We start from the raw sequence: 25,871 nt of genomic DNA, 5'->3' as shown, positions 1-25,871 counted from the left end.
GCGCTGGCAAGCCAGGCGTGGCCGATCGAATGCGAGACGCGCGCCTGCGCGCGCTGGTTGCGTTACGCAGGTGCAGATCTGCTGCAGGCGGGATGGCGCGATGACTACCGCGCAGGCAATGGGAGGTGTTATGCAGCCTTCGCCGGCAGCTTGACCACCACCTTGATTTCGAACTGGAAGCCGGCCAGCCAGGTCACGCCGACCGCGGTGACGGTGGGGTAGGGGGCCGGGCCCCAGTAGCTGACCCACTTGTCCCACATTGCCTCGAACACCACCTCGGGGTTGACCATGAACAAGGTGACGTCGACCACATCCTGCGAGGTGCAGCCGGCCGCGGCAAGGACGGCATCCAGGTTGACGAAGGCGCGGGCAATTTCCGCGTCCAGCTCGGGCTCGGGCGAGCCGTCTTCGCGGCTGCCGACCTGGCCGGCGACAAACAGCAGGTCATCGGCGCGCACCGCCGGCGAGTAATGGTGGCGCTCGTACAGGGCGTGGCGCCCCTGCGGGAAAACGACGTCGCGTGTGGCCATGTGGCTCTCCATCGAAGTGCATCAGAACGAAGGCACACGTTAGGCGGGTCTGCAGGCGCGATAAATCGGCAGCATCGACCAACACTGTTTGTAGAATCCAAACAATCTTGGCCGCGGGAGCAGTGGTGGATCGATTCGATGCAATGCAGGCGTTTGCGCGCGTGGTCGAGACCGGCAGTTTCACCAAGGCGGCCGAACACTTGGACATGAGCCGCGCCAGCGTGACCCAGCTGGTGCAGCAACTGGAAGCGCGCCTGCGGGTGAAGCTGCTCAATCGCACCACGCGCCGGGTGCAGGTCAGTGCCGATGGCGCGGCCTATTACGAGCGCGTGCTGCGCCTGCTGGCAGACCTGGACGATGCCGAAACCAGCCTGTCGGTTGCAGCCAGCTTGCCACGCGGGCGCCTGCGCGTGGACGTGCCCAGCCCGTTGGCGCGGCTGATCCTGATGCCGGCGTTGCCGGCATTCCATGCGCGTTATCCGGAGATCCAGCTGGACATGGGCGTGAGCGACCGCCGGGTGGATCTGATCGGCGAAAACGTCGATTGCGTGATACGCGGCGGCACCATCACCGACCAGTCGCTGATCGCGCGTCACGTGGGCGACCTGCAGGCCGGCGTGTACGCAGCGCCCGATTACCTGCAGCGGCTGGGTACCCCGACGCATCCAACCGAGCTGGAAAATACACGGCATCGTTGCGTTGGCTTCATGCGCTGGGGCAGCAGCACAACCGTGCCGTATGTGATGCAACGCGGCGACGAGGCGGTGCGCGTGCATGGTCGCCACGTGGTGGCCGCCGACGATGGCAATGCCTATCTGGCCGCCGGCCTGGCCGGCATGGGTGTGCTGTGGCTGCCGGTGTACATGGCCAACGCGCATGTCGCCAGCGGCGAACTGGTGCCGATCTTTCAGGACTGGCAGCTGGAAGCGATGCCGCTGTCGATCGCCTTCCCACCCAACCGCCATGTCAGCGCCAAGCTGCGCGTGTTCATCGATTGGGTGATTGCGCTGATGGCCGAGCATGCGCCAGTGATGGCGCCCGCACCGCGGTGAGCGCCACAGGGATGCGCGGCGCTATTGCTCACTTCGCGCCGCACCGGGTACCGCCAGCCGCTGATCGCTGCATAGGGCGAACGTGCATAGACCCACTGCAGGCGCGCATCGCCATCGGCGCGGAACGCCGCATCGTTGGCCAGTTTTTGCTCGAACGCGCTGCGTAACGCGGCATCGCTGCGCAACATGCGTTCGGTGAATTCAACCAGCTCGGTGGCATACAGCCCGCTGTCGGGGCTGCCGGCATGGCGGAAACGTCCGCTGGCCAGCAACGAATCGCTGCTGCGCGGTTCCAGCAAGGCGGCGGCCAACATGCGCATCGGTTGATCGGCCGGCACGCGGACGCTGCCGGCGGGAAAGACTTCTTCGACGTCGTGGGTGTGCGGAACCTGATCGCCGCCGGTCTTGCTGATGCGTATCTGCTGCACCGCGCGCCGGGCCGGCTGTTGCAGACGGTCGTAGCCGATGCCATGCGCATCGAGCAAGGCGAGCACATCGTCGTTGCCGGGCGGAATCCACCACGCCACCGGGTACTGCACCGCCTGCGTCTGCCGGTAGCCGATCACCGGCATCGTCCAGGTTTCGTCGCGGCCTTCCCAGCGCACTTCCGGCCGGCCGGACACCGGCGACAGGGCGCGGGTGTAGGTCACGCCCTTGAACGGAATATGGTCGATCGGCTGCGGCAGGCGTTCCCACGCCACCATCAATTCCTGCGGGCGCGCCGCGCGATCGGCACGCTTGGCGGCATCGATGGCGTGTGCATCGCGGCCGACCAGGCGCAGGGCTTCTTCCAGCAGCACGTAATCGCCGAGCACGCGTTGCCGGTATGACTTCAGGCGGTGGTTTTCCACCAGCACGGTGGGGATGCCGGCGAAGTCGCCATAGCCGGTGGAATAACGCGGGCCTTCAGGCGAATAGCGCAAGCCCGAGCGCGGCGCGTCTTCGTCGATCAGGCTGGGGTAGATCGCAGGTTCATGACCCTGGCGGCGCAGCGCGGCGTCGACGGCTGGCGTGAAGCGCTGCTGCAGCCAGCCGGCCGTGGCGCGCGAGCGCGCGTAGGTGCCCCAGCCGGCGAAGGTGAAGGTGATGTCGTACTGATGATCGAGCCCGCCGCTGACATGCAGGTCGACATACAAGGCGGGGTCGAGCGTGTGCAGCAGTTTGACGATCGCGCGCGTCTCCGGCGCTTCCAGGTTGAGATAGTCGCGGTTGAGGTTGATGCCGCGTGTGGTGGTGTTCCAGCCCATCTGTTGCGGGCCACGCAATGCGGCGCCGATCAGCGGGCCGCGCTGTTCATGCCCATCGCTGTTGAGGATGGGCACGAACACGAAATCGACCTCGTCCAGCAGATCGTCCTTGCCGCGTTGTGCAATATCGCGCAGCAGCATCAGGCCGGCGTCCTTGCCATCGATCTCGCCGCCGTGGATGCCGGCCTGTGCCAGCACGACCGGTTTGCCGGGCTTGCCCTTGCGTGCGCGTACCAGCAGCAAGTCGCGCCCTTCGCCGGTCTTGCCGAACACCTCCAGCGACAGCAGCGGCGAAGCAGCAACCAGCCGTTGCAGCCACGCACGCGTTTGCGCGTAGCTGGGCGTGCTGACGAAATCGCTACGCTCGGCCGGCGTCATCCACGGATCGTCCGGTGCCACGATCAATGCTTCGCTGGCACCGTGCCACGCGCGGACCGGCGGCAACGGGGCACTGGTATCGATGGTCTGCGCGTTGAGCTGTGCGGCAGCGAACAGTGCGATGGCCAGCCCGTTGGCGAGGCGTTGGGTGCTGCGCGCGGTGTTGCAGGCCTTGGCGTCAGCGGGAGCGTGGCGGTCGAAGTCATGGAAAGCATCGGGCGGATGACAGCTGCGCGTTTCGAAGGTCATTGTGTGTGAGGGTCTCGAGTGGTGGGCGACGGTGTCTGCTCGTGCGGGTCAGCCGTGTCGGCGCAGGCGCCTGGCTGGACGTTCGCGCCGCAAGGCGCTGACCGCAGGCGCGATGCGCGGCGCGGCGGTTATTAGTGCCGGCCGGGCTCCTGCCCGCGACGGCGGGCGGATTGGCGGTGCAAGCAATGTGATAACGTATCATTTCCTGATACGTCTGTGTCCACGCCCTTCAATTCTTCAATGACCCACGCGATTTCAATCTCCAACCTGCACGTGGCCTACCGTGGCCGCGCGGTGCTGCAGGGGCTGAACCTCGGCGTCGCGCCCGGCAGCGTCTACGCCTTGCTGGGCGGCAATGGCGCCGGCAAGTCGTCCACGCTGTCCACGTTGCTGGGCTTCGTCAAACCCGTCTCCGGCAGCCTGCGCGTGGACGCCGTGGACCCGGTCGCCGACCCCGGCAAGGCGCGCGCGCGCTTGGCCTATCTGCCGGAAAACGTGGCGCTCTACGAGCATCTGAGCGCATTGGAAAATGCCGACTATCTGCTTGCCCTGGCCGGCCAGCGCCGCAGCCAGGCCGCCATTGGCGAGGCATTTGCGGCCGCTGGCCTGCAGCGCGATGCCTGGGCGCAACGGCTGGCAGGGTTCTCCAAGGGCATGCGGCAGAAGGTGGCCATTGCCGTGGCCACATTGCGCGAGGTGCCGGTGCTGCTGCTGGACGAGCCCACCTCCGGGCTGGATCCGCGCGCCATCGCCGACTTCAATCGCCTGGTCGGCAGCGTGCGCGAACGCGGCGCCGCGGTGCTGATGGTCACCCACGATCTGCTCGGTGCGGTGGATGTGGCCGACCGCATCGGGTTTCTGGAAAACGGCCGGATTGCCGAAGAGATCGGTGCCGGCGACAGCGGCTTCGACGTGCGCACCCTGCATGCGCGTTTCGCGCGCCCGCAGGATCGCGCTGCGTGAGGCTGCACGTATGAGTCCGGTGTTGCTGGTCGCACGCGAAGAACTGCGCTATATGGCGCGCAACCGGTCCGCTGCCATCGGTGTGGTGCTGCTGATGTTGCTCACCCTGGTGGCGGCGTTGACCGCTGCGCACCACCAGCGCGAAGTGGCCGATTTCCGCGCGCGGCAGCAACAGGCAGCGCAGCAGGCGTTCCAAGCGCAGCCGGACCGGCATCCGCACCGCGTGGTGCACTACGGCCATTTCATCTATCGCCCGTTGCCGGCACTGGCTGCATTCGATTCCGGCGTGGATGCGTTCACCGGTAACAGCATGTTTCTGGAAGGGCATCGCCAGAACACTGCCAATTTCGGCGATGTGCGTCAGAGCTCGTTGCTGGTGCGTTTCGGTCAGCTCACGCCCGCCTTCGTGCTGCAGGTGCTGGCGCCGCTGATGTTGGTCTTCCTGGGCTATGGCGCGGTGGCGCGCGAGCAGGAAACCGGCACCTTGCGCGCGCTGTTGTTGCAGGGCGCCACGCGCCGGCAGTTGCTTGGCGGCAAGTATCTGGCGCTGGCGGCGGTGGCCGGCGCCTGCCTGCTGCCGGCCTTGATCGGCCTGGCACCGATCGCGTTGTTGCCAGGGCAAGCGCCGCTGGTTGCGCTGCTGGTGCTGGCCTATGGCGCGTATCTGTTGGTGTGGTGTGCGCTGGTGCTGGCGGTGTCGATGCGGTGCCGGCGCGGCCGCGATGCGCTGTTGGTGTCGCTGGCGGTATGGGTGTGGCTGGCCCTGCTGGTACCGCGCGTGGCGCCGGACGCGGCCAGTGCCGCGTACCGCCTGCCGACCCGGTTAGAAACCGATGTGGCGATCCAGCGCGACCTGCGCACGCTCGGCGACAGCCACAATCCGGACGACCCGCACTTTGCGCAATTCAAGCAGCAGACGCTGGCCCGTTACGGCGTGCAGCGCGTGGAAGACCTGCCGGTGAACTACAAGGGCTTGCTGGCACTGGAAGGCGAGCGGCTGAGCGCAAGCCTGTTCGAGCGGTATGCGGGCCGTGATGCATTCATCCAGCAGCAACAGAACCTGCTGGTGCGTGCGTTTTCCTTGCTCAGCCCGACGGTGGCGCTGCGCGAGGTGTCGATGACGCTGGCAGAAACCGACCTGCGCGCGCATCTGCGGTTCCTGGCCCAGGCAGAGCACTACCGCTACACGCTGGTGCAGCAGCTCAACCAACTGCAGGCCGACGCGGTCAGCATGGCCGACGACACCGCCCAGGATGCAGGCGCCGATCGGCGCAAGCGGATTTCGTCCGAGCACTGGCATGAGATTCCGGTGTTTGCGTTCCAGCCGGCGCCGGCGACCGAGGTGATCGGCACGGCAGGTGCGGCGTTCGGCCTGATCGGGGCCTGGCTGCTTGCTGCGCTGTGCATGCTGGCGGCAGCCGGGCGAGGTGTGGGAGTGGCGCGCTGATGGTGCTGTGGAAATACGAACTGCTGTTGCTGCTACGCGCACGTGCGGCGCTCGCCGGATTGCTGTTGCTTGCGCTGCTCACCGTGTGCAGCCTGCTGTCCGGGCAACATGTGATGGCGACGCAGCGCGACAACATCGCCAGGATTGCAGCGCTGCAGCGCGAAGACAGCGCGGCGGTAGAAGACTATGTGGCGCGTTCCAACGATGCCGGCAGCGCGGCCTATTACAGCTTCCACCCCACCTGGGACCTGCCATCGCCGCTGGCGTTTGCGGCGGTCGGCATGCGCGATGTCTCGCCGTATATCTTGCGCGTGCGCGCGCTGGGGCTGGAAGCGCAGATCCATGACGGGGACAGCTACAACCCCGAGCTCGCATTGGCTGGCCGCTTCGACTACGCGTTCGTGCTGGTGTTCCTGCTGCCGCTGTTCGTGATCGCGCTGCTGTTCGATCTGCGTTCGGGCGAGCGTGAAGCGGGGCGTGCACGCATGCTTGCCGCACTGCCCGGTGCGGGCGCTGCGCTGCTGGTACGGCGCGTGGTGGTGCGCGCAGCGGCGGTGTTTGTGTGCCTGAGCGTGCCGTTCGTCATGTTCGCTACGTTCAATGCGGTGCCGTGGTTGCAGCAACTGGCGGTGCTGGCACTGGGCGGTGCGTACCTGTTGTTCTGGGTGCTGCTGTCGGTGCTGGTCGGGCGCCTCCAGTGGCAGCCTGCCGCGCATGCCACGGCGTTGGCTACCTGCTGGGTTGTGCTGGCGTTGGTGGCGCCGGCGCTGGCGCACGTGGCAATCAATCAGGCAGTGCCGGTCAACCAGGGTACCGAGATTGCGCGGTTGCAGCGCGAGGCGGTCAACCACGCCTGGGACATTCCGCGCCAGGACACCATGCAGGCGTTCTACGCGCGCAATCGGCAATGGGCCGACTCGGCGCCGCTGACCACGGCGTTCCACTATAAGTGGTACTTCGCATTTCATGAAAATGGCGACCAGCAGGTGGCGCCGCAGGTGGCAGCGTATCGCCAGGGGCTGCAGCGTCGCCAAGCGTTGGCGCAACGCGTGGCCAGCGTGCTGCCCCCGGTTGCGCTGCAGGCGGCGCTGACGCGCCTGGCCGACACCGATCTGCAGGCACAGCTGGCCTATCAGGATCGCATTCGCGCTTATCACCGGGCGCTGCGCACGTTCTACTACGGCTATCTGTTCCGCGACCGGCCGTTCACGCGCGACGATTTCGGGCGAGCGCCACGCTTCGAAACAACGGCCGGCCCTGCTTCATAGCGGTATCTGCGTTTCACCTTTCCTTGCGTCTTTTACTTGCGCCCCGGATGCACTGCGCCGGGGCGCTTCAGGAGTTCTGCCCGATGCCCGTGTTCCCGCGCCACCGCACGCTGCACGCTGCACGCGCTGCCCCTGCTCAGCCTGCTGGCCTGCACCTGCGGCACTGCCTGCGCGCAGGCTGCGCAGTCGCAGGCGCGCGACCTGGATGCGGTGCAGGTGCGCAGCCAATACACGCCGTACCGCGCGCTGAGCATTACCGGTGCCACCAAGACCGATGCGCCGCTGCGTGACCTGCCGATCAGTGCACGGGTACTCGACCGGACCTTGCTCGAAGATGCAGGCGTCACCGATCTGGCTGGCGCACTGGAACTGGCCAGCGGCATCACCAAGGCCAACAACCTGGGCGGCCTATGGGATAGCTATTCGATGCGCGGCTTCACCGGCGATCCGAATTTCAGTTCGGATTACATGGTCAACGGCTTCAATGCCAGCCGCGGTTACAACGGTCTGCGCGATGCGGCCAATACACAGAGCATCGAGGTGATCAAGGGGCCGGCGTCGGCGTTGTACGGGCGCGGCGAGCCGGGCGGGGCCGTCAACATCGTCACCAAAAAGCCGCTGTTTCAGCCGCAGCACAGCGTGGATGTATCGGCAGGCCGCTTCGACAGCTATCGCGCGGCCATCGATAGCACCGGCCCGCTGAGCGAGAACGTGGCGTACCGTTTGAATGTGATGCACAAGGATCAACACAGCTTTCGCGATACCGTCGACAGCGACAGCACCTTGCTGGCGCCGTCGCTGTTGTGGATGCCGACGCCCGATACGACGGTGTCGTATGAGCTGGAAGCGGTGCGCCTCCACACGCCCTTCGATCGTGGCGTGACGGCCATCGGTGGCGATGCCAACCGGCTGCCGGCCTCGCGCTTTCTGGGCGAGCCGCGCGATGGCGATATCGACCTGCATTCCACCGGGCACCAGCTGTTCGTGGTGCACGGCCTGGATCAGACCTGGTCGGTGCAGGGTGGGGCGACTTACCGCGACAGTGGCATGCGCGGATTTTCCACCGAGCCCTGGACGCTGCAGGCCGACCAGCGCAGCTTGCGCCGCGAACGCCGCTACCGCGACTACCAGGGCCGCGATATCGCAGCGCGTGCAGAAGTGCTTGGCAGTCTTCAGGCCGGCAGGGTCACGCACAATGTGTTGTTCGGCATCGATGGCAATCGCTTCGACGACAGCCGCTTTCAGCAGCGCGCCCGTTCCGCGGCCACGCCCTACAGCATCGATGTGCTGGCGCCGCGTTATGGCCTGGCACAGCCAGGACGGCTGTCCACCATCACCGATACCGACGAACGCCAGCAGGTGTGGGGTGTGTACGCGCAGGACCAGATCGACCTGGGCGCGCGCTGGAAGGCCTTGCTTGGCCTGCGCTACGACCACTATCGGCAAGGCCTGGACAACCACTTGCGCGGCACCACGCAGCGGTCATCCGACGGCGTGGCGAGCCCGCGTGCAGGCATGACCTTCCATGTCGACGATGCGCTGTCGCTGTACGCCAGTGCGGCGGCGGGTTTTCGCCCCAACAGCGGTGTGGGCGCCAACGGGCAAAGCTTTGCACCTGAGAAAAGCCGCTCGCTGGAGACCGGCTTGAAATACGTGCAGCCCGGCGATGGCCTGGAAGCCACCGTGGCCGCATTCCGCATCGACAAGAAAAACGTGTTGAGCCTGGACCCGGCCGACACCAGTTTTTCGCTGCCGGTGGGCCAGATGCGCAGCCAGGGCGTGGAGCTGGATCTGCTGGGCAGGTTGAGCCCGCACCTGGCCGCGTCGGTGGGCCTGGCCTATACCGATTCGCAGGTGACGCGCAGCAGTGCTGCTGCCGCCAGTACGGGGCTGGCTGAAGGCCGGCGGTTTCCGAATGTGCCGCGTTTGAGCGGTAACGCGTTCCTGAACTACGAGCAGCCGCTGACCGGCAAACGAAGCGCGGCGCTGGGTGTGGGCGTCTTGCACACCGGCGAGCGGCTGGGCTCGGTGGATAGCAACACCGATTTCGTGTTGCCGGCTTATACCGTGTGGCGAGCGGTTGGCCATTACGATCTGAGCCAGAGGCTACGCCTGTATGCCAAGGTGGAAAACCTCACCGACCGCCGTTACGCGGCGTTTTCGTACAGCGAGCAATGGGTGTATCCCGGTGCGCCGCGGAGTTGGACGGTAGGTGCGCAATTGCGGTTTTGAGCGATGCTCCACGACAGCCGAAGCGGCGATCGGCGCATGCGCCAATGTGGTGGATGCCAGCGTTACCGACGGCCGCCACGTTCCAGTTGAATACGCTTCGCGCTCGGGCGTGACTGCAGTGAGTGACTGCAACGCGCCGGCGAGTGCTTGCTGGACATCGTTGTGCGCTTGCATGCAGCTGCCGCTGCCGCGTGAGCAAGTGCAGCGCGGTTCGCAGCCAGAGGCGTGCAGTGACCTCATGCTCACGGCGGGTGACCTGCCACACGCGGTGATGGGCTGCATCTCCGAGATCGGAGCCTGCGTCAGTCGGCCCGACGTAGATCCGGACCGATCGAGGATCTAACTGCGTCGCTTCGACGGACTCTTGCTGCGTTTCTTGCCCGGCGTCGCCGGCGCAGCCTCCTCGTTGGCCAAGGCGCCGCCGGTGTGCAGCTGCTCCAGCCATGACAACGCATCCACATAGCCGAGAAAGTGCTGCAGATAGCCCGGCGAGCGCTCGCGCATCAGCGTGATGCAGCGATGCACCAGCACGCTGGAGTTGAGCGGGCCGGCGTCCTTGGGCGCATCCTGCAGCGACTGCCGCACCTGGCTGGCGGTGCGCACGGTGGTCCAGGTGCGACGAAAGTCGTCCAGCGCCGGCAGCTCCGGAAACAGCATGGCATCTGCGCTGGCAGTCTTGCGGCTGTCCACTTCCATCAGCGCCGCATGCCCGGCCATCTGCGCAGTGAGCGCACCCAAGGCGCTGGGCTGCGGCGACGCCGGCGTCGGGGAAGGCACTGCCCGGCTCCCGGCACGGCGACGCGCTGTCTGCTGCAGCGCTGTCGCATAGCCATCGACCATCGCGCCGAGCTTGTGTTCCAGCACCTCACGCACCGCATCGGCCTGCGCATCGGCACGCGCTGCCAACGCTTCCATCAGATGGAAGCGCACCGGATCCAACCGATCGGCGCCCTGGCTGCGCCAGCGCTCCAGTTGCGCGCGTGCGGGCAGTGCCGGCTTGCTCATCGCGGTGCGGCGGTTGCTGCGGGCGGCGCCGATGCGCCTGCGCGCGACGACGGGCGCGCGATCGGCGCGATCTCCACCCGGCGGTTCTTCGCGCGACGGGCTTCGTCGGCGTTGGAATCCACCGGTTGCTGCGAGCCGAATGCGGCGGCGAACACCGATGACGCCGGCACGCCTTCGGCGATCAAGGCACGGGTCACCGTGAGTGCGCGTTGTGCGGACAGTTCCCAGTTGTCGGCGTAGCGGCGATTGCCGCCCAGCACCGGGCGGTCGTCGGTAAATCCGCTGACCATCAGGATCTCGTCGCGCGCGCGCAGGTAGTGCGTCAATGGCGTGGCCAGCGACTTCAACACCTCGCGTCCTTCCGGCTGCAGTTCGTCGGAGTTGAACGCAAACAGCACGTTGCCGCGAATGCCGATACGGCCATCGACCAGGGTCACGCGGCCGGCAGCCAACGGTGCGGCCAGTGCCTGTTCCAGCGTCTGCCGACGTTGCGCTTCGGCCTGCCGCTGTTTGACCTCCGCGTCCAGGCGGCTGGAAAGCTGCAACTGCACGCCGATCACGCCGACCAGGATCAGCACGAACGCGCCCAGCAACACCGACATCAGGTCGCCGAATGCTGCCCAGATGGGCGTGCCCAGCTCGCCGTCGCTTTCGATCTCGTCGCTCATGCCGTTTCTGCTTGGCCGGGTTCGCCACGCCCGCGATCGAGCTGGCGCAGTTCTTCGATGATCTGCTTCTGCGAGAGCATGCTGAGGTCGACCACTTCGCGCGCCTGTGCCACGTAGTAAGCAAGTTGGTCGTCGCTGCGTGCCAGCGAGGCATCGAGTGCCGTGGCAACGTGCTGCAGGCGCTCATTGAGCTCGCTGGTGGCGCCGCTGAACAACTGCACCGCCATGCCGAACGCTTCGCCCAGGCTGGCCACTTCCACTGCGCTGCCGCTGACATGCGCGGCCACTGCGCCCAGCTTGCCGGTTTCGCTGCCGATCTGTTCGGTGAGCTGGCTGCCCACGCGCTGCAGCAGGTCGGCCGAGGTGGTCACCAAGGCATCCACCGCTTCGCGTTGTTCGGTGGAGGCGTGATTGACTGCGTTGAGCAAGGTGTCCAGGGTGGCAAGCAGCTTGCTGCGTTCTTCCAGCATGGCGGTGTCGCGCACCATGCTCTCGGACAGCGACTGGCGCAGCTCGGCCACGACATCGGCCGCGGCCTTGGGCGCTTCGGAGGCGATCTGCATCAGGCGCGACACTTCGCTGATCGTCGCGCTGGCCTGCGCCTGCGCCTGCGTGGACAGCTCGCTGGCGGTGCTGGCCAGGGTGTCGCAAATGGCCTGCTGTTGCCGGGCGACGCGTTCGCCGGTCTGTTCCCATTGTGCGGTCAGGGCCGTGCTCATCGCGCCGAAGCGCTCGCTCCACAGCGCCAGGCGCTGGGTGTCGCGCGCTTCCAGTGCCGCCTGCAGGTCGGTGTGCGATTGCTGCAAGGTGCCGACCAGGGCCGCCGCATGCGCCTCGAAACTGGCGGTGGCGGCGGCAAGTGCGCTGTGGTGCTGGCTGGACAATGTGGCGCTGGCGTGTTGCTGCTGAGCCAGTGCATCGCGCCACGCATTGGCAGCGTCGGTGCTGGATTGCTGCATGCGTTGCGAGACCGCATCCACCAACGCGGCGGAGCGTGTCTCGAAGGTGCTGGCAAATTGCGTGAGCGTGTTCTGCAACTCCTGGGTGAGCGTGTGATTGGCGCGCTGCTGCTCGGCCACCGCAGCCGTCCAGGTGGCCGCTGCCGTGGCGGTGCTGGCTTCGAAGCCGCTGCTCAACCCGTCCAGCTGCTGCTGCACGGCCTGCTGCACGCCTTCGTGCAGGGCACTGGTCTGCTGCGTCAGTTGTTCGAGGGTGGTGTGCAACTGCGCGCTGTGCGTTTCGGTGGCACGCTGCTGTTCGGCAAGCACGGCCGCCCAGCTGGCGGCGCTGGCCGCGGTGGTGCTGGCAAAGCCATCGTTGAGTGCGCTCAATTGCTGCTGCACGGCCTGGGTGACGCTGTCCTGCACGGCAACGCTGCGCTGGTCGATCTGTTCCAGTGTGCCCTGCAACTGTTCGGCCAACGTGGCCTGGGTGCGTTCCTGCGCAGCCAGTGCCGCCTGCCAGTGCTCGGTCGCCGTGCGCGCGTTCTGCTCGATGGCTGCACTGACGCCGTGCAACTGCTGCTGCACGGCGCTGCTCACGCTGTCCTGCACGGCTACGCTGTGCGCGGCAATCTGTTCCAGCGCGGTCTGCAACTGCGCGTTGTGGGTCTGCTGCGCGCGTTCCTGCGCCGCCAATGCCGTGCTCCAGTGCTGCGCCGTGGTGCTGGCACTGGTCTGGAAGCCATGAGTAATGCCGTCCAGCTGTTGCTGCACGGCTTGCGTGACGTGTTCCTGCAATGCGGCGGTATCGCGTGTGATGCTGGCCATGGTGGCTTCCATCGCCGGCTGCAATGCCGCACCGACCGCCCGTGCGCTTTCGGCGACACCGGCTTGCAGCGCGTGCTCCATGGCCGTGGCCAGCCGCGCATACGCCGCTTCGCTTTTGGCCTGGAAATCGGCTTGCTGGGCGGCCAGGCGCTGCTCGGCAGCCATGCTGTGCTGTTGGATGCTGTGCACCAGCGTCTGCAGCTGGTCGATCAAGGCCGGCATCAAGGCGCTTTGCTGCTGCTGCAGCTTGAATGCTTCGCCACGTCGGTACGCGTCCGAATGCGTGTGCAGTTCGGCAGCGATCTTCAGGTCCAGCCGTTGCACCACCTGCAGGCGCTCGCGCCGGCACAGCGCCGACAACAATCCCAGCATGGCCGATGTCGCCACACCGGCGATGGAGGTGCCGAACGCGAACGCCAGGCCTTCCACCGGCGCTGCGAGCGAGCCGCGAATGGCCTGCAGGTCGGTGGCGCTCTGCAATGCAAAGCCGGTGCCCTTGAGCGTGGCCATCATGCCGAGCAAGGTGCCGAGCATGCCGAGCAACACCAGCAAGCCGACCAGATACGGCGTCAGCACCGGGGCCGGCAACGCCACGCGCTCGCCCTTGATACGCAGGCGCACCGCATTACGCAGGCCAGGATGAACAGTTTGTAGCCAATCGCCTAGGGCAGAAGGCGCCGTGGCTAGCCCATCGACTGCCGCTTCCAGCGTCGCCGTGGCCTGGCGGTAGCGATACAACTCCAGCGCGCCGGCCACATAGCAGGCACCGATCACCGCCGCGACACAGGCGCCGAGCGGGTTGGAGCCGAGATAACCGATGCCGACCCAGCAAACCGCCAGCAGGCCGACGAGAAACACACACACGTGTACGAGAGTTCTGAACATGACGTCCCAGTTAGCGGGTACGAAGCGCTGCAAGCAGGCCTTCGATCGGGTGAAAACGAACATCCAGTTCGGCGAGCAACACGCTCTGCATGTCCTTGCGGAAGACATCCAGCCAGCCATCGGGCACCGCGCGTGGCGCGGCATCGTCATCGGTCGGCCGGTGCTGCGCCTGTGCAGCATCGCGCAGGCGTTCGAAATGTGCGCCGAGCAGGCTCGGCACGGTGTTCAACAGGCTCTGCTCGCGCGGGCTCAGGGTGAGCTCCATCACCGCATCCACTTCGGCCAACCGCGCCATGTCGGTGGAGGCCAATGCGAGCAGGTCGCGCAGGCGCCCGCGCAGATCGCCGGTGGCGGTACGCATGGCGCGTTGCATGGCCAAGTAGTGCTGCCGGAATGGTGCGAAATCCGGCGCGGCGACGGGTGCGTCTGCGAGCGCGGCGTTGCGCGCCTCGGCACGCACGCGCACAACCAGCGCGTCCAACTCGGTCACGCTGCTGGCAGCAAGACCGGTGCGCACGCGTGCGCAAGCCTCCGCATCGAGCGGGCGCGGTTCGGGCAGGTCGTCGGTGTCGGGCAGCTTGCCGTCCAGCGCCTTGGACACGGCAACCGCGCGCGTCCAGTCGATCCACTGGCTCAGCCGGTCGGCCAGCGCGTGGTTGGACTGAGCGATGTGCGCGTCGCTGAGGCGAGCAAGCAGGCGAATGAACGCCGGGCCCGACAAGGGCGCCCGTGGAGCAACTTTCGCCATTCTTCCGGTCAAAAACCGGGCATTTTACACGGGAACGCATGCCGGTCGGCGCGTCAGGCGGCAGCAGCGAGCACGCTGCCGGAAGCTTGCGTGCTGGCATTCAGCCGGTCCGAGGCGGGCGGCAGGCCCGGGTATGGCGGACGGCCTGACCTGCGGCGCTGCCAGCCACCGGCGCACTCAGGAGGCAGCAAGCAGCCCCAACCAGACGCCCGACATGCAGTATCCGCCAGGCTTTCTAACCAATTCAGGTCCAGGCCTCCGGCCATCCGGCTGACTCGATTTTGTAAGGTGAACGGGTATAAGCTGCGGGCCGGGGAATCCCCATCGAGGTAACACAATGGACCGCTCCGACATGCAAGTGTCCGATCTGCTGGTCTTGGAGCTGCAAGGGTTCCACGATGCCTATGGCAATGGGCCCGACTTCTGGGACGCCTACCAGCGCATCATGGGCATCGCGGCGCAGGCCGGCGGCAACATGGTCGCCTTGGCCAACGAAATGGCCTCACTGGCACAAGGGCTTGGCGCGACCAAGCGCGCGCAACTGCTGTAACTGCCCATGTCCGTGCGGGCGGCGACGCCTGCGCGCGGTGCCTGATCTGTTGAGCACTGAGTCCGCGTGCGCTGACTGCCCAAGCAGCTTCTGCAGTGTGGCCCAGAGTTGCAGCTGCCCTGATCGCGTGGTTTGAAGCTGATGGCCGACTACGTCGCATCGCGTCGGTGATGGCGGACGGATGCGCGTAGGCGCCCGCGAGGCATCCGTTGCTGTCTTACTCGGCCTCGGCTGCGACGGCCGGTGTGACTGCGGCGGCTGGCGCAGCCTCTGGCGTGCCGCGCTTTTTTTCGCGACGTAGCGGTGTATCGCCCAGGCGCTCGATTGCGCCGCCGGATTGCTGAAATGCCTGCAGATCGGCGGCCAACCGCTGTTCGGACAACCGCGGCTTGCCCGGCTGGTTACTGACGGTCATCGACTGGCGGCGGGAATGATGCATCGCAAATCCTCATGCGTTGTACAGCGTCAAGGGAATGCCCCGGCGGCGTTGATCGTCGTAGGTGGCACGTACGTCGCGGCAATACGGGCCGGACATGACGAAACGCCGGCAGATCGTCGGTCGCGTCTCGTAAATCGAGCAACACATGCGCGCAGCGTCGATGGCCACGCACCAGCCTTCCTCGTCGCGCGCCATCACATGCCAGCCTTGCGGCGTCACGCTGGTGAGATGGTGTGGGATACGGTCGGATGGATCGACCATGACGGTGAGCCGGCAGCAGACGGCGTCGCAGCGTTCGCAGAGATTGTCGATGGAAAGGGCCAGATGAAATGAGGGCGATACCGGATTCCGGCCGCCTATGCACCATACACCCTGGACGCGTGCGGATGTGAACCCAAGGCGCGTCGTCGCATGGCGGCTGTGCAGGTGCAACTGCGTGGGTGCCGGATGCCGCGTTCGGCGACACTGCTGGTCGCCACAGCGCTGCCTGACTTCATCTGCGCAAGCACAGGTCGCGCCCGGGCGCCGCGCGTGATCGAGAGGGACCATGGTTGCGCCGCATGGGAAGGAATGCGAGACCGCACCTAATGCACTGCATGGCCCGGCATGCACAGTGCAGCACATCCGTTGCCTTTGTCGTTGATGTGCGAAGACGCTTTTCACCTGTGCCAACGCAGCGCACCGTAGCGTAGTGGCTCGCATCACGTCGTAGGAAAACACATGAGCACATCCAACCAGATTTCCTCTGCAAACGACCACGCCGAACAGCGCGATCAAGTGCCGCATGACCAAACGCAGCACGACAAGAAAAAGCAGGATGCGCTGCAGGACGAAGCGGTGGAAGAGACCTTCCCGGCCAGCGACCCGGTGTCCCCGTTCGTGCCGGCCAAGCCGCTGGACTGAGCCTGTTGCCAGCACTCAACGGCTATACAACATGCAGACGGCGCGGTCGAAGATCGCGCCGTCTGCGTAGATCCCACTCACGCTTTTACGGCGTGAGCACCACCTTGCGGCAATCGTCCTGCTTCTTGTCGAAGAGTTCGTAGCCACGCGCCGCGTCAGCCAGCGGCATGCGATGCGAAATGATCGAGCTTGGCTTGAGCTGACCATTGCCGATGCATTCCAGCAGATGCGGCATATGCTTTTGCACATGCGTCTGGCCCATCTTGAAGGTCAGGCCCTTGTCGAATGCATCGCCAAACATGAAAGCGTGGATGAAGCCGGCATACACGCCGGGCACGCTCACCACACCGCAACGACGGGTTGCGGCGATGCACTGGCGGATCGCCACGCCGCTGCTGCCTTCCAGTTTCAGGTTGGTCAGTGCGGTTTCGATGGCGCTGCCTTCGGCCTCGAAGCCGACCGCCTCGATGCTGGCATCGACCCCCCGGCCATCGGTCTGCGAGACGATCACATCGGCCGGGTCGTCGACCTCGTCGAAATTGATCGGAATCACGCCATAGGCCCTGGACGCAAAATCGAGCCGGTATGCGTGCCGGTCGACCATGAAAATGCGCTCTGCGCCCAGCATGCGGCAGCACGCCGCGGCCATCAGGCCGACCGGGCCGGCGCCGAAGATGGCAACGGTCGAGCCCTGTTTGACGCCTGCATCGACGACGGCTTGATACCCGGTCGGCAGGATGTCGGACAGGAACAGCACCTGCTCATCGTGCAAGGCATCGGGTACCACCAGCGGGCCGACATTGGCCTTGGGCACGCGCACATATTCCGCCTGGCCGCCGGACAATCCGCCATACAAATGGCTGAAGCCGAACAGCGCGGCGGGCGGGCGCATGCCCTTGTGATTGAGCGCCGCGCCCTTGCCGGTATTGGTGGTTTCGCACGCGGAAAATTCCTGCAGCACGCAGTGGAAACACCGCCCGCAGGCGACCACGAACGGAATCACGACCCGGTCGCCCGGCTTGACCGCCGTAACATCCGGGCCCACCTCTTCCACGACGCCCATGAATTCGTGGCCGAGAATGTCGCCGGGGCGTAGGTCGGGAATCTTGCCGCGATACAGATGCAGGTCAGAGCCGCAAATGGCGGTGGCAGTGACGCGCAGGATCAGGTCGTCGCGTTCGACCAAGAGTGGATCGGGCACCGTTTCCACTCGCACATCGCGTGAACCGTGGTAGTTGAGGGCAAGCATGTCTGTCTCCTATGGGCATTTAGACGCGGCGGCGCACTGCAGTGTTCGTGTAGCGGTGTTAAACCTGTCAGCACACTGCGTGGGCGCAGTGTGGACGCGCCCGATCGCCGACGCGGCGTTGATGCGCAGGTCACGTCTGGATAACCCCCGCGCTCGCAGGCTCATATGACGCGCTGGGATGCAGGCATGCCGCTTCGCCGTCCCTGCGAACCCAACAATCAACGACCGCCAGACGCGATGAAAGATCGCGATCAACAGGAGACAGCGATGGGACTTTTCAAGATGGTGACCGCCGGCGCGGTGGGCTATGTGGCGTACAAGGCCTGGCAGCGTCGGCAGGGGCAGACGAGCGATCCGCAGGATCTACAGAGCAACGTAGCCACGGTGGTCGGTAGCACGCCGCCTCACGGCGACCCGTTGCGCGATAGCGTGGGCGATGCCCGCGACCGCAAGCAGGCGCTTGGCGCGCTGGCAGTGTTCAACGAGAACGAACGCACGCTTGCGCAACTGGCGGTGGTCAAGGGTGTGGAAGGCGAGGTGCTGGCCTTCGCACGCAAGATGGACGAAGCCCACAGCGCTGCGTTGACGGACCTCAGCCGATTTGCGCCGGATCGCAATGGCACGTTGGCCCAGGCCGCCACCGCGGGCGCCGAGGGCGTGCGCAAGCGCCTGCAGGACCTGCACGGGCAACAGTTCGAATCGCAGTATCTGCAAGCCAGTGTGGACAGCCACGAGCAGGCGTTGGCCCTGCTGGACACACAGCTCAGCAGCGAGCCGGGCTCCAGCGACCTGGGTAAAGAGTTGCAGCGCGCACGCGACACCATCGCCGAGCATCTGGAACACGCCAAGGCGCTGCGCGCCAAGCAGGGCCAGCCCCACTGACCACAGCTCGCCAGACAACGCGTCGATGCGGCAGCCGGCAAACCGTGCGAAGCGTCGGCGTCGCAGCCGGCTCACCAGCTGTCCTACATGGGAGATCGCCATGGGCGAACCACGGGATGCAAATCGTCAACCCATTGACATGCACAATGTAAGCATCAGCGAGGAATGGGAGTTGCAGTACTGGGCGCGCGAACTGGGGATGTCCGAAAACGACCTCAAACGCGCAGTGCAAGAGGTCGGCAACGTGACGACCAGGCTGCGCGACTATCGGCCACCGCATTGAGGCGTTGCGCAGGAAGTGGAACAGGCAGCCAGACGCTGCCTGTTTTTTTTGCGCGCCAGCGATCGCAAACGTGGTTGCTGCCAGGCCGGAAAGTACATCTCATGCCATGCTCGTCGCACTGGGCCAGCCGCTGGCTGCGCCTGCCTCGCCGCGCATGACGCAAGGCAAGCAGCGCTTCTGGGCGCAGCCGCCTCACGGTGCTTCCGGTGCCGTCTCGAATCCGGCAGCCTGGCGCTGCCACAAACTGTCGAACACGCCACCGCGGCCGCGCAGTTCCGCAGGGCTGCCATCTTCGACCACACGGCCGTCCTGCAGCACCACGATGCGATCGAAGCCAATCACCGTGGACAGGCGATGGGCGACCGCCAACACGGTGCGGTCGCGCATCAGGTGATCCAGTGCGGCCTGGATCTCCGCTTCCGATTCGGTGTCCAGTGCCGAGGTGGCCTCGTCCAGAATCAGGATCGGCGCATCCTTGAGAAAGGCGCGGGCAATCCCCAGCCGTTGCCGCTGTCCGCCCGATAACATCACCCCGCGCTCGCCCACCTGGGTGTCGTAGCCTTCGGGCAATTGCCGGATGAAGCCATCGCAGAATGCATGCCGCGCCGCGTCGTGCACCTCGGCATCGCTGGCATCGGGACGTCCGTAGCGGATGTTGTCGGCGATGCTGCGATTGAATAACGCAGTTTCCTGCGGCACCACCGCAATTTTTTCGCGCAGGCTGTCCTGGCTGACCCCGCGGATGTCCTGCCCGTCGATCAGCACGCGTCCGGATTCCACATCGTCCAGGCGCTGGATCAGGGCAATCAAGGTGGATTTGCCGGCACCGGAGGGCCCCACGATGCCCACTTTCTGGCCGGCCGGAATATGCAGATTCAATCCTTCCAGCACCGCGGCGCGCTCGGGATAGGCAAAACGCACCTGTTCGAAACGCACATCGCCTTCGGCCGAGGCCAGCGGCACGTCCGCATCGACGATGGCGTGCGGTTGCAGAATGATCTGCAAGGTGTCGGCAATGGCGCCCAGTTGCTGGGTGGTGTCCACCAAGGTCAGCGCCAGATCGCGCGAGCCATGCAGGATGCGGAAGGTCAGCGCACTGACCAACACCACATCGCCTGCACTCACCGCTCCGGAGCGCCACATGCCGATGGCCCAGATCAGCATGCCGCCGGCCATCAGCGACAGGCAGATGTCGTGAATCACCCGCGCCTTTTCCACGTACATCCAGCTGCGCCGATGCGCCACGGCCTCGTGACCGATCTGTTCGGCCAGCCGCGCGCTTTCGCGATCGCGCGCGGCAAACGCCTTGATCGTCCACACGTTGGAAACCGCATCCACCAGCTCGCCACCCACCCGGGCGGCCTGCGCGGCAAAGCGCTGATGCTTGGCGCGGCCGCGAATGCCGAAGCTGGTGATGATGGCCGCCACGATCGCAATGAAGCCGACCAGCGTGGCGGCCATGCGCCAATCCACCGTCAACAGCAGCACGATGGCGCCGACGAAATCCACAATCGGCGGCACGATCTTCCACGCCAGTCCACCGAAGATCTGCCCGGCGGCGCTGCCGAGCGCGGTGATGCGGTTGCCCAGCGCACCGGCAAAATGCTCGGTGAAGTAGCGCATCGGGTGGCCGGTGAGATGGCGGAACAAATCCACGCGGATGTCCACCACGCTGGCCACCACGGTGCGGCAGCCCAGCCAGCCGCCCAGGCGCCACAGCAGGTTTTCCACCGCGATCAGGCTGATGAACAGGCCCAGCGGCAGCCACACGTTTGCCTGGCTGCGTTGATCGGTGGCCATCGCGTCCACCAGCATTTTCATGCCGTATTGCACCGACACCGCGCAGCCGGCCGCGCCCACGATCAGGAGCAGCAAGCCACTGAAATGCCACGGCCGTCGGCCCACGTAGTGCCAGAGAAAACGCGCCGGCTTGTCCGGCAGCAAGGTGGAGTGGGCGGACGTACTCACGGGGCGATATCGGCCAGCGCGAACTGCGGTGCGCGCAGACCGAAACGCGCGTGCTCGCGGCGCAGTTGGTCGGCCAGGCCTTGGTGCAGCGGTCGTCCGCCGTGCTCGTCCGCATAGCCGAGCACGCCGGTGGGGCAATGCCGGTCGTTGTCCCAACCGGGGTAGTCCAGCACCGGATACAGACAGACACCTTCCATCGCCACGCCGTGCTGCAGGGCCAGCGCAACCTCGCTGCCGACATGATCGAGCCAGGGGGCGCGTTGATCGGCTTCGGCACCGGTTTCGGAGACGATCATTGGGCGGCGATAGCGCTGCCAGAACTCCAGCATGATGGTGGAGAACGGGCGGTGGTCGGGCGAGTCGCGCAGGATCGGCACGCCGCCCAGATACCATTGATTATCCGAGTAGTAGTTGAGGCCGATGATGTCCAGATACTCCGGCGCCCCGCCGAGTCCTGGCCACTGCTTGCCGCAGATCATGTCCCAGGCTTCGAACTGCGCCAGCCGCAGGCGTTCGGCTTCGCGGCGCGGGCCGGGCCGGTCGTTGGATGGCACCACATGGATCGCTGGGTCCACCTGCAGGAAGCGTGCGCGCGGATCCACCTGGCGTATCGCGTCGATGGCGGCGATGGTGGCGCGGACCAATTGATGCTTGAGCTCGAAACCACGCCCGCGCGCCATCGGATGCATGCGGGCGTGATCGCCGCCATTCCATGCCCAGAACGAGATCTCGTTAAGCGGCGCGTAGAACGGCACGGCGTCGGAGGCGTCCTTGATGCACTGTGCGGCGGCGGCAGCAAAGCGCGCGAAGCGGTCGACGAACTGCGGCGTCCAGATGTCCACATCGTCCGGCCAGCCGTAATGGCACACGTCCCAGATCACCTGCGTGCCCACGCTGTTGGCCGCGTGCAGCATCGGCAGGAAACTGGACCAGTCGTAATGCCCGGGGCGTGGTTCGATCAGATGCCAGCGCAGGCCATCGCGCGCGGTACGTAGGCCATGCGCCGCCAACGCCGCGTAGTCCTTGGCGGCCCAACGGTCATGCCCGGTGGCGGCAATCAGGTCGAGCCTGCGCCCGTCGCGGCGGCGGTGGGTCGAACACTCGAACCCCGCCATGAAAAAACTTTCGAACAGTGTGGGGGTATGCATCCAACATCCTGCTGCGCGCGCCGCTGGGTTGCAGCGCTGCGTCGATAACTGCCCTGCAGCCACGGTGCTGCAGGGCGGGGCGTGCGTTGTCAGACCGCCAGCTTGGCGCGCCGCGGCTCGGCGTCTTCGATGCGCTTGTACAAGGCCAACGCCTGGCCGACCACCTGATCCATGTTGTAGTACTTGTAGGTGCCCAGACGGCCAAGGAAGGTCACCTTGGGCGTCTCGGCGGCCAGGCGTTCGTAACGCCGATATAGCTCTGCGTTCTCCGCGCGTGGAATCGGATAATACGGGTCGCCCTCGGCAGAAGGATACTCGCGGGTGATGCTGGTGTTGGGATGTTGCTGGCCGGTGAGGTGCTTGTATTCGGTGATGCGCGTGTAGGCCACCGCTTCGTCCGGATAATTGACCGTGGCCACCGCCTGGAAGTGCTCCTGATCGAGCGTGCTGTGCTCGAACCTGAGCGAGCGGTACGGCAGCTTGCCGTAGCAATAGTCGAAGTATTCGTCCACCGGCCCGCTGTACACCAGCTGGTCGTACTCCAGCTCGTCGCAGATCTCGCGGTAGTCGGTATTGAGCATCACCTTGATGTTGGGGTGATCGAGCATGCGCTCGAACATGCGCGTATAGCCATGCAGCGGCATCTGCTGGAAGGTGTCGGTGAAGTAGCGGTCGTCGTCGTTGGTACGGGTGGGCACGCGCGAGGTCACCGACTTGTCCAGCTGCGACGGATCCAGCCCCCACTGCTTGCGCGTATAGCCGCGAAAGAAGATTTCATAGAGCTCGCGGCCCACCTGATTGACCACCACATCTTCGCTGGTCCGGATATCGGCCACCGGCTCGGCGCGGCTGGCCAGGAACGCTGCGGCCTGTTCTTCGCTGCTGAGTTGCAGGCCGTACAGACGGTTCAACGTGGTCATGTTGATGGGGATCGGCACCTGCTGGTCTCCCACCTGCGCAAGCACGCGGTGCGCATACGGACGCCATTGGGTGAAATTGGACAGGTAATCCACGATGCGCTGCGCGTTGGTGTGGAAGATATGCGGACCATAACGATGGATCAGCACGCCGGCATCGTCATGGAAATCGTAGGCGTTGCCGCCGATATGCGGGCGACGGTCGACCACCAGCACACGCTTGCCGAGGCCGGCGGCCAGCCGTTCGGCCAACACGCTGCCGGCAAATCCTGCGCCGACGATGAGGTAATCGAAACCACGCCGTGCATTGCCGCGCGTGCGACGGGCGGCGAGCGGCGCGGCGGCCGGCGGGGTCATTGCGTCCAAGAAAGCGTCTCCTTCATCAGGTCGTAGGTGTGGTCCCAGGACATGTCGCCCAGCACGGCATCGGCGCGGTCGAGCAACTGCGCGCGATCTGCACTGTCCTGCAGTGCGGCTTCGCACGCGGCGACGAACGCGTCGGCGGTCGCGGCAATGCGCACCACGCCGGTGTCGCCATAGGTGCGCACCACATCGTGGATTGGCGTGGACACCACTGGGCAGCCGCCAGCGAGGTATTCGGGTGTCTTGGTCGGGCTGATGAAGCGGGTGGAGGCATTCATCGCAAACGGCATCAACGCCACCTCCCAGCCGGAGAGATAACCAGGCAGTTCGTCGTAGGTCTTGCCGCCCAGATAGTGGATGTTGGTGGCCTGCGGCAGCTCGGCGGGATCGATCTTGACCACCGGGCCAATCATCACCAATTGCCAGTGCGGCCGCTGCGTCGCGATCGCGCGTAGCAGCTCGACATCGAACCGCTCGTCGATGACACCATAGAAACCCAGCCGCGGGTGCGCGATGCCGGCCTGGTCGTCAGGCTCCTGCTGCGGCGTGCGCGCGGCGGCGAAGTGCGCCACGTCCACGCTACTGGGGAACGCGTGTGCATTGGCGTGCAACGCGCGCTTGGCCTCCCAAATGCTGTAGCCGCCGGTGAAGACCACATCGGCGCGCTGCAGCAGTGCGCGCTCGCGTTGGACCAGCTCCGGGGGCGCGCCACGAAAGGCCGACAGCTCGTCCATGCAGTCGTAGATGACCATGCGCGCACGCAGATGCGCACTGAAGCTCTGGCTCATTGGCGTGTAGTACCACAGCAGCAGGTCGCGTACGCCAAGCTCGGCCAGGTAGCCGTCCAGCAGGCGACGTTGCACCTGCACGGCCTCCTCGCCCCCGCACCCGACGGGCAGGCGCGGCACCAAGACGTGCACGCCGTGCTCTTGGCCACGCACCTCCAGCCAGGGTTCGGCTGCATCGCAGGCGATGGGCTCCTCCCAGAACAGCACATTGGCATCGCGTGCAAAGCGCGACATCAGGTGCTGCGGGCGCTGATAGACAAAACTCCAGCGCAGATGCGACAGACACAACAGCGTGGGCCGCGCGGGATCGAACTGCGGCGTGCTGTCGGATGGAACCGCGCGGCGGGTCTTGCCGATCGCGTATTGGAACTGGCCAGCCCAACTCATGGAATGCCCTCGTAGGAAAGAAACGGGTCGTTGCGCATTACGCGCCGGAGAAACCATCGGCGACCGCCAGCGTGCGTACCGGCTCGCTGCGACGGCGCGTGTCCGGACCGGGCGTTCGCCGGCGCGGTGATGTCGGCAGCTCGCGCGCACTGTCGCGTTCGGGCACGGCCGCCGCGGAGCCAGGGCGCGGAAGACGCGAACCGGCGTAGCCATCCGGGTGCATCGATTGCCAGCGCCAGGTATCGCGGCACATGCGGTCCAGGTCGTATTCCGCGGTCCAGCCCAGCAGCCGGTTGGCCAGCGCAGTGCTGGCGAAGTACACCGCCACATCGCCATCGCGACGTGGCGCAATGCTCAGCGGAATGCGCCTGCCACTGGCGCGCGCGAACGCGGCCGCCACCTCGCGCACGCTGTAGCCGCGCCCGGTGCCCAGATTGACCACCAGGCCCTTGCGTTCGCGCTGCAGGTAATCGATGGCATCCACATGCGCGCGCGCCAGATCCATCACATGCAGATAGTCGCGTACGCCGGTGCCGTCGTCGGTGGGGTAGTCGTCGCCAAAGACCTGCAATGCCGCGCGACGCCCCACTGCCACCTGCGCGATGTAGGGCATCAGGTTGTTCGGTACGCCTCGCGGATCTTCGCCCAGATACCCGCTGGGGTGCGCACCCACCGGGTTGAAGTAGCGCAGCAACGCCGCATTGAAATCCGGCCACGCGGCGCTGAGATCGCCGATCATTTCTTCCATCATCAGCTTGGTGCGCCCGTAGGGGTTGATCGCCTTCAGCGGCGCGCTCTCGTCGATCGGGCTGCGGTTGGCGTCGCCATACACGGTGGCCGACGAACTGAACACCAGGTTGCACACCTTGGCAGTCCGCATCGCGCGTAGCAGCGCCAGCGTGCCGGTGACGTTGTTGTTGAAGTACAGCAGCGGCTCGCGCACCGATTCGCCAACGGCCTTGAGTGCGGCAAAATGCAGGACGGCGTCGATGCGCTCGCTGGTCAGTAGGTCGGCAAGCTCGGGCGCACGCACATCCATGCGATGAAACTCCGGGCGGAACCCCATCAGATGCTGCAGATGGTCGAGCACGCGCTCGCAGGAGTTGCTCAAATTATCGACGATGCACACGTCATGACCGCGCCGCGCCAGTTCCACGCAGGTGTGTGAGCCGATGTAGCCGGTGCCACCGGTGACCAGAATTCGCATTGTTGTCTGCCTTATGGGGGCGCTACTGCGCTGGCCTGCCAATGGCGCGGATGCATCACGCCGCATGCGTCGATGCATGTGGGCGATGTCGTTGCGCCAGCAGTGGGTTCGCACCTGCGCCACGCAGGCGTGGCGGGCAGCACTGTTTGGAGAGGGGTGGTGCATCACGTTCCAACGCCACCTACGGTAGGAGGCCGACCGTGAGAGCAACCGCAGGAACGGGTGGGTGCCACGCGAGCGCAACGTTGACCGGAAACTCACCTTGGCTGTGCGTTTTTTTTGCGCGCTGTGGCAATGCGCCCGAACGACCGCACGAACAAGCAGACGCGAGGAGGCATGCGCTGGT

21 protein-coding genes and 2 pseudogenes are annotated in these 25,871 nt (G+C 65.8%); 9 read left to right on the top strand and 14 right to left on the bottom strand.

Going from position 1 to position 25,871, the window contains the following annotated elements:
• Positions 1-128 precede the first annotated feature (128 nt).
• On the bottom strand, positions 129-530 hold the full coding sequence (locus ACCQ16_RS17985) for a Rid family hydrolase (protein ID WP_011348740.1): 402 nt from the start codon (positions 528-530) through the stop codon (positions 129-131).
• Positions 531-637: 107 nt separating this feature from the next.
• Here ACCQ16_RS17985 and ACCQ16_RS17980 point away from each other — a divergent pair, with 107 nt between their 5' ends.
• On the top strand, positions 638-1,582 hold the full coding sequence (locus ACCQ16_RS17980) for a LysR family transcriptional regulator (RefSeq protein WP_372380058.1): 945 nt from the start codon (positions 638-640) through the stop codon (positions 1,580-1,582).
• A gap of 29 nt (positions 1,583-1,611) precedes the next feature.
• On the opposite strand, the pseudogene ACCQ16_RS17975 reads toward ACCQ16_RS17980, so the two are convergent.
• Positions 1,612-3,456 (bottom strand): annotated as a pseudogene (locus ACCQ16_RS17975) (M14 family metallopeptidase); the annotation flags it as partial.
• A gap of 240 nt (positions 3,457-3,696) precedes the next feature.
• On the opposite strand from ACCQ16_RS17975, the gene ACCQ16_RS17970 reads away from it, so the two are divergent.
• From ACCQ16_RS17970 to ACCQ16_RS17955, 4 genes and pseudogenes are all read left to right on the top strand, one after another.
• The gene (locus ACCQ16_RS17970; protein ID WP_008577661.1) at positions 3,697-4,419 is read left to right on the top strand and encodes an ABC transporter ATP-binding protein; all 723 of its coding nucleotides are present in this window, start codon (positions 3,697-3,699) and stop codon (positions 4,417-4,419) included.
• Between the two features lie 10 nt (positions 4,420-4,429).
• Complete coding sequence (locus ACCQ16_RS17965; protein ID WP_372380057.1) at positions 4,430-5,866, top strand: ABC transporter permease; 1,437 nt, start codon at positions 4,430-4,432, stop codon at positions 5,864-5,866.
• Complete coding sequence (locus ACCQ16_RS17960; protein WP_277569751.1) at positions 5,866-7,134, top strand: DUF3526 domain-containing protein; 1,269 nt, start codon at positions 5,866-5,868, stop codon at positions 7,132-7,134. The genes ACCQ16_RS17965 and ACCQ16_RS17960 overlap by 1 nt, the downstream gene beginning before the upstream one ends.
• Before the next feature lie 83 nt (positions 7,135-7,217).
• A pseudogene (locus tag ACCQ16_RS17955) lies at positions 7,218-9,366 on the top strand (TonB-dependent siderophore receptor).
• A gap of 339 nt (positions 9,367-9,705) precedes the next feature.
• Here ACCQ16_RS17955 and ACCQ16_RS17950 read toward each other — a convergent pair.
• Genes ACCQ16_RS17950 through ACCQ16_RS17935 form a run of 4 tightly spaced genes read right to left on the bottom strand, consistent with a single transcriptional unit; the run spans position 9,706 to position 14,453 of the window.
• A complete protein-coding gene (locus tag ACCQ16_RS17950) occupies positions 9,706-10,371 on the bottom strand; it encodes a DUF2894 domain-containing protein (protein ID WP_014091175.1) in 666 nt (221 codons plus the stop codon).
• On the bottom strand, positions 10,368-11,039 hold the full coding sequence (locus ACCQ16_RS17945) for an OmpA family protein (protein WP_008577671.1): 672 nt from the start codon (positions 11,037-11,039) through the stop codon (positions 10,368-10,370). Before ACCQ16_RS17945 ends, ACCQ16_RS17950 begins: the two co-directional genes overlap by 4 nt.
• Positions 11,036-13,693 (bottom strand): DUF802 domain-containing protein, encoded by a 2,658-nt coding sequence (locus ACCQ16_RS17940; protein ID WP_372164451.1) that lies wholly within the window; start codon positions 13,691-13,693, stop codon positions 11,036-11,038. Before ACCQ16_RS17940 ends, ACCQ16_RS17945 begins: the two co-directional genes overlap by 4 nt.
• Positions 13,694-13,703: 10 nt before the next feature.
• Positions 13,704-14,453 carry a DUF3348 domain-containing protein gene (locus tag ACCQ16_RS17935; RefSeq protein WP_014091172.1) on the bottom strand — a complete coding sequence of 250 codons (750 nt, stop codon included), beginning with the start codon at positions 14,451-14,453 and terminating at the stop codon, positions 13,704-13,706.
• 325 nt (positions 14,454-14,778) lie between these two features.
• On the opposite strand from ACCQ16_RS17935, the gene ACCQ16_RS17930 reads away from it, so the two are divergent.
• Positions 14,779-14,991, top strand: coding sequence for a hypothetical protein (locus ACCQ16_RS17930; RefSeq protein ID WP_008577678.1), 213 nt, complete (start codon positions 14,779-14,781; stop codon positions 14,989-14,991).
• A gap of 217 nt (positions 14,992-15,208) precedes the next feature.
• Here ACCQ16_RS17930 and ACCQ16_RS17925 read toward each other — a convergent pair whose 3' ends face one another.
• Together ACCQ16_RS17925 and ACCQ16_RS17920 are read right to left on the bottom strand one after the other, a co-directional pair.
• Entirely contained in the window at positions 15,209-15,406 is a 198-nt protein-coding gene (locus ACCQ16_RS17925) for a hypothetical protein (protein ID WP_029820395.1), read from the bottom strand.
• A 33-nt stretch (positions 15,407-15,439) separates the two neighbouring features.
• Positions 15,440-15,862: a YkgJ family cysteine cluster protein gene (locus ACCQ16_RS17920; RefSeq protein ID WP_372380360.1), complete on the bottom strand. Its 423-nt coding sequence runs from the start codon at positions 15,860-15,862 to the stop codon at positions 15,440-15,442.
• A 288-nt stretch (positions 15,863-16,150) separates the two neighbouring features.
• Here ACCQ16_RS17920 and ACCQ16_RS17915 point away from each other — a divergent pair, with 288 nt between their 5' ends.
• Entirely contained in the window at positions 16,151-16,333 is a 183-nt protein-coding gene (locus ACCQ16_RS17915; protein ID WP_029820392.1) for a hypothetical protein, read from the top strand.
• Between the two features lie 85 nt (positions 16,334-16,418).
• Here the strand turns inward: ACCQ16_RS17915 and ACCQ16_RS17910 are convergent, their stop codons facing one another.
• A complete protein-coding gene (locus tag ACCQ16_RS17910) occupies positions 16,419-17,582 on the bottom strand; it encodes a zinc-dependent alcohol dehydrogenase (protein ID WP_277573221.1) in 1,164 nt (387 codons plus the stop codon).
• Positions 17,583-17,849: 267 nt separating this feature from the next.
• On the opposite strand from ACCQ16_RS17910, the gene ACCQ16_RS17905 reads away from it, so the two are divergent.
• Both ACCQ16_RS17905 and ACCQ16_RS17900 read left to right on the top strand, forming a co-directional pair.
• Positions 17,850-18,464 carry a DUF4142 domain-containing protein gene (locus ACCQ16_RS17905; protein WP_277573220.1) on the top strand — a complete coding sequence of 205 codons (615 nt, stop codon included), beginning with the start codon at positions 17,850-17,852 and terminating at the stop codon, positions 18,462-18,464.
• Between the two features lie 100 nt (positions 18,465-18,564).
• Positions 18,565-18,747 (top strand): DUF3606 domain-containing protein, encoded by a 183-nt coding sequence (locus ACCQ16_RS17900; RefSeq protein WP_014091168.1) that lies wholly within the window; start codon positions 18,565-18,567, stop codon positions 18,745-18,747.
• 192 nt (positions 18,748-18,939) lie between these two features.
• Here the strand turns inward: ACCQ16_RS17900 and ACCQ16_RS17895 are convergent, their stop codons facing one another.
• The 5 genes from ACCQ16_RS17895 to galE all read right to left on the bottom strand — a co-directional run bounded on the left by ACCQ16_RS17895 (position 18,940) and on the right by galE (position 25,525).
• On the bottom strand, positions 18,940-20,715 hold the full coding sequence (locus tag ACCQ16_RS17895) for an ABC transporter ATP-binding protein (protein WP_127167224.1): 1,776 nt from the start codon (positions 20,713-20,715) through the stop codon (positions 18,940-18,942).
• Complete coding sequence (locus ACCQ16_RS17890) at positions 20,712-21,863, bottom strand: glycoside hydrolase family 1 protein (protein ID WP_218560450.1); 1,152 nt, start codon at positions 21,861-21,863, stop codon at positions 20,712-20,714. Before ACCQ16_RS17890 ends, ACCQ16_RS17895 begins: the two co-directional genes overlap by 4 nt.
• Before the next feature lie 89 nt (positions 21,864-21,952).
• On the bottom strand, positions 21,953-23,137 hold the full coding sequence (gene glf / locus ACCQ16_RS17885) for a UDP-galactopyranose mutase (protein WP_277573245.1): 1,185 nt from the start codon (positions 23,135-23,137) through the stop codon (positions 21,953-21,955).
• Entirely contained in the window at positions 23,134-24,318 is a 1,185-nt protein-coding gene (locus ACCQ16_RS17880; protein WP_008577698.1) for a glycosyltransferase family 1 protein, read from the bottom strand. The genes glf and ACCQ16_RS17880 overlap by 4 nt, the downstream gene beginning before the upstream one ends.
• Before the next feature lie 37 nt (positions 24,319-24,355).
• Positions 24,356-25,525 carry a UDP-glucose 4-epimerase GalE gene (gene galE / locus ACCQ16_RS17875; protein ID WP_277573219.1) on the bottom strand — a complete coding sequence of 390 codons (1,170 nt, stop codon included), beginning with the start codon at positions 25,523-25,525 and terminating at the stop codon, positions 24,356-24,358.
• Between the last annotated feature and the right edge of the window lie 346 nt (positions 25,526-25,871).

Origin of the sequence: Xanthomonas sp. NCPPB 1062, assembly GCF_041481705.2 — a bacterium.
Classification (GTDB): domain Bacteria; phylum Pseudomonadota; class Gammaproteobacteria; order Xanthomonadales; family Xanthomonadaceae; genus Xanthomonas; species Xanthomonas euvesicatoria.
This window is presented reverse-complemented; position numbering and strand designations above follow the sequence as displayed.